General features: G+C 46.7%; 1 protein-coding gene. It reads right to left on the reverse strand.

Annotated elements, in window-relative coordinates:
- Positions 1–3,931: two-partner secretion domain-containing protein (locus AC4II3_RS31675; RefSeq protein WP_488029799.1), on the reverse strand; the 3,931-nt coding region annotated here is incomplete at its 3' end.
- Positions 3,932–4,155: the final 224 nt, after the last annotated feature.

The raw sequence follows: 4,155 nt of genomic DNA on the forward strand, positions 1-4,155 counted from the left end.
GCCGTAAATCCATCCACAGGGTTTGACCCCGAAGCGGTTTAGTGGGGTCTGTGGGTAAGCCACCGCGCCCAAATTCGGTAAATTGATTACCATCATCGGTACCGCAACCAGTGGCAACTAGCAGTTTGGGATTAACAAAAGTTTCCGGTAGCTGGAATAATCCTGCACTAGGGTCGAAGTATGGTGCATTAATTTCCACAGTACCGCTAAAGGAAGCTCCTCGTTCGGAAGAAGCGGTAATATCACTTAATGGGGTTTTTTGTTCTCGAAATTCAGTGCCAAAAATGCCTAAGGCATTGATAATCACTCGTCCACCAAAGTCGAGTTGAGCATTGGCCGTGATATCGCTATTGTCTAGGGCAACTAGCAAGTCAGTATCAATAGTAATATTACCCCCAGTGGCAGAACCTGTAGCATTAGTAGTGATGTTACTGCCATCGCGCATCAAGATTAGGTCGGAATCGATGATAATATTACCGAGATCCCCAGCACTGACTTCAGCAGAAAGGTTAGCGCTCCGGTCTAATAAAATCGACTCAGCCTTAATCTTGAGATCACCAGCCTTGGCATTATCCCCATTACCACTAGCACTGACGGAAATTTGGGCACCATTACGAACTCTTAAGTTGTTGCTGGTAATGGTCACATCACCTGCAGCCGAGTTACCCTCTGAGAAGGCAGCAATCTGACTAGGAAACTCACCGTCTTCTGAAATACCAGTGACTTCTATGTCATTAACATTGAGGAAGATATCCCCAGCTTGACCATCCCCTGAGCTAGAAGCAATCACCTGTCCACCATCGAAGATGTGCAACCGTTGAGCATCTATCTCTAATTGACCGCCATTGCCAGTGGCTCCTCGATCCACGGAAACCAACACACCACTGACAGTGTCAGCAAAATCGATAAAGGCATCACTGACCTCCACCGAACTTGCCCGAATCGTAATACTGCCACCATCCCCAGGACCAACCGCAGAGGCTTGGAGACGTCCCCCTTCAGCCACTCGCAAACGCCCAGTTTCAATCACTAGATTGCCCCCCCTCCCAGCCGTTTCCTCCCGAGTACTAGTAACATTTAGTGCACTCGTGAATAAGCCGCTAGAGCCTGTACCACTAGCATCAGTGCCAATCACATCTACCGACTCGGAAGCATACACCATGATATTTCCAGCATCCCCAACTCCAGAAGTACCAGAGCCAAATTGTGCTCCATCACTGATAAGCAAACGCTCCGTTTCAATGATTAAATTGCCGCCAGGGCCGATGCCCCGTGTAGATGTAATCAAGGCGCTGGGAAATAGACCATCAGGTGAGTCACCAATGGCTTCGACTAAGTTAGCTCTAATCGTTACACTGCCCCCATCCCCATCACCGGCATTAATCGAGGTGATCTGAGCGCCATCACGCAACTGCAAAACTGGAGTGTCAACAACTACTCTCCCAACCTTGCCAGTTGCTCCAGGTCTGGCGTTGCTCCGGATGTGCCCACGCTCTTCAGCGGTTGTACCTCCGAGCATCACAGATTCTGTGGCGGTAATGGTAATCTCACCAGCATTACCGGAGCTCAAGGTGCTGGTACTTAGAATACCCCCGATCGCCTGCAATTGTTTGGTATCAATCACTAGGTTACCCGCATCTCCACTACCCCGGGCAATGCTTGAGATTAAGGTTGATGCATTCACTTCCAGCAATGAGCCCACATTTAACCTAATATTGCCACCACGACCGGCATCAAAGGCATCGGTGGAAATTCTGCCACCATTGTTGAGTATCAATTTGTCAGTATTAATTGTTAAGCTGCCACCATGGCCTGTACCTGTCGATTCCGAAAATAAGCCGCTCCTGGCTTCTTCCATATTAGGATTAAAGTTATCCGGATTGAAGGGGTCTTCCGGTAACGAGACTCCCTCTATGCCTTGGTTTTCTAAAGACACTTGCAAGGTGTAAGTGTTCCCCACTTGTGGGCTTGCTCCCTCAATCGATTGATTATTACTAGCATCAGAGGGGAAGGCACCAACTCCGAGTAAGTAAACCCCTGGTGAGGGGATAGTGGTATCAATTAAGGAGTCTGTGGAGAAACTGCCAAAAACTTCTCTACTACCACCAGCACCATCAGCAGCTTGAGAATCGTCATTGACCTCTAATAATTCTCCTGTACCGCGATTAAACAGGAAAATCTTGGTATCTATGTTGCCGTCTCCTTCAGTCGAGCCATTGTCGATGTCGAAAATCGCTCGACTGTTGCCATTCGTAATGCTGAAGGAGAAGTAATCGAATTGATCTTCAGCTGTACCCAAGACAGTTGTGCCATTAATAATCTGTTCTGGAGTCCGTTCAATGGAAACATAGGGAATTCCTCCTGGTCCTGATTCCGCTACGTCGGGATTGGGCTCAGTAATAAACTCCAGAGCATTTAAGTCAAAGGTTTCTAAATCCAGGAAAGGATTAGGGAGAAAATCCCGACTTTCCCCAGATATAGTCACACTTTCGCTAGCGTTAATGGTGATATCTCCAGCATTGCCTAAGTTGCTGGTAGCAGTGACAATCTGTCCGCCAGTTTCCAGGACTAAGGTATTGAGATGGAGTGCGATCGCACCGCCATTACTACTACTATCGGTAACTGTACCGATAAATCCCCGATTACCTAGATTCAGTGACCCTTGGGCATTATTAATAGTAATGTTGCCTCCAAAGCCACTAGTGTCAGCAGCGGAACGAGTGAGAATCCCGCTAAATAACCCATCTTCAGTAAAACCGGAGATATCAATGGCACCATTAGCATTAATCTCAATATCTCCTGATCCGCCATTGCTATTGGTAACGGTTTGAATTCTTGAGCCACCAGTAATAGTAAGACCGCTAGTGGTTAGCTGTATGAAACCACCATTGCCTATCGCTAAAGTATCTATATCATTAGCAATCAAACTTCTGTCACTGAGATTGGTGTTGCCATTAGTATTAATAGTAATATTGCCAGCTACGGCATTTGATATACCTGCTCCATCGGTCAATCCAGCTTGTAACGTGGATTGAGACATCTCGAAGTTAGCACTATTGATGGCAATAGTTCCGCCATTGACAGACGTTACATCTACCAAGCTACCGTTGGTCAAAGAAACATCAGCTGGTTGGACACCATCGGGAAAACTAACCGATGTTGCGCCATTGAGGGCAACTGTTCCTGGACTAGATAATCCTCCTAATTCCACCCGTCCCCCTGGCACTTGGAGCGTGGCACCATTGAGGTTTACCTCACCCCCAAGTAAAGCCATGGTTTGCCCTGTGTCTATGCCTAAAGTAGCTCCTATCACGTTGACTGAGCCAGGATTGCTGCCATATTGCAAACCGGTGGGAATATTAATGGTTAACAATGGTGGGGCATTGGGATCACTAGCGCTAAAGTTGAAACCATTGTCAAATATTGCACTATCGGCAGTGCTAGCGACAAAGGAGCCTGCGACATCTAAGCTCGCATTAGATCCAAAGTTAATACCATTGGGATTAAGCAAGAATAAATTAGCGCTACCATTTACTCCCAAGGTGCCCAGAATTTGAGACAGGCTGCTGCCAGTAACACGAGTCAAAATATTAGTAATGCCATCGGGATTAGCAAAATACACTCGTTGACCATTACCAACATTAAATTCCAGAAAACTCTGGAATAAGTTACTATCTCGTATGGCTCCCCCTTCGATTAAATCAGCTACTGCACCACGGATAGTCTGATTAGGAGTAACTATTGAATTTTCATCCCCCAGGGTATTATCTGGGGTAATTTGACCTAGAGTTGGTGAGGCGAGGAATAACCATAGACTACTAACTTCGAGCAATCCCACTAAGCCCAATTGCATTAGTGAAATCGGGTCTTTTGGTAGAGTTGCTGTGAGGGGATTAGCTTTGTGGGAAAAGGGGAAGCTGACGCATTTCATGGATAGACCTGGCCGATTACTCTCAGTTATAGAGTTCCCCCCACTGTTGCTCAGAGTCACACCTGTCGGGTAGCGCCATAGTCCCAAATGCTGTTACCGTACACAATAATAAGGTGAAAACCAGGAAATGAAGGGACTCGACTGAACTGAATCAGCCACTAACTCCACTACTCCGTTGTTATTAACAATCCATCGATTAGCTTCAATAATTCTAGACCGACGTG

This window comes from Moorena sp. (genome assembly GCF_982860115.1).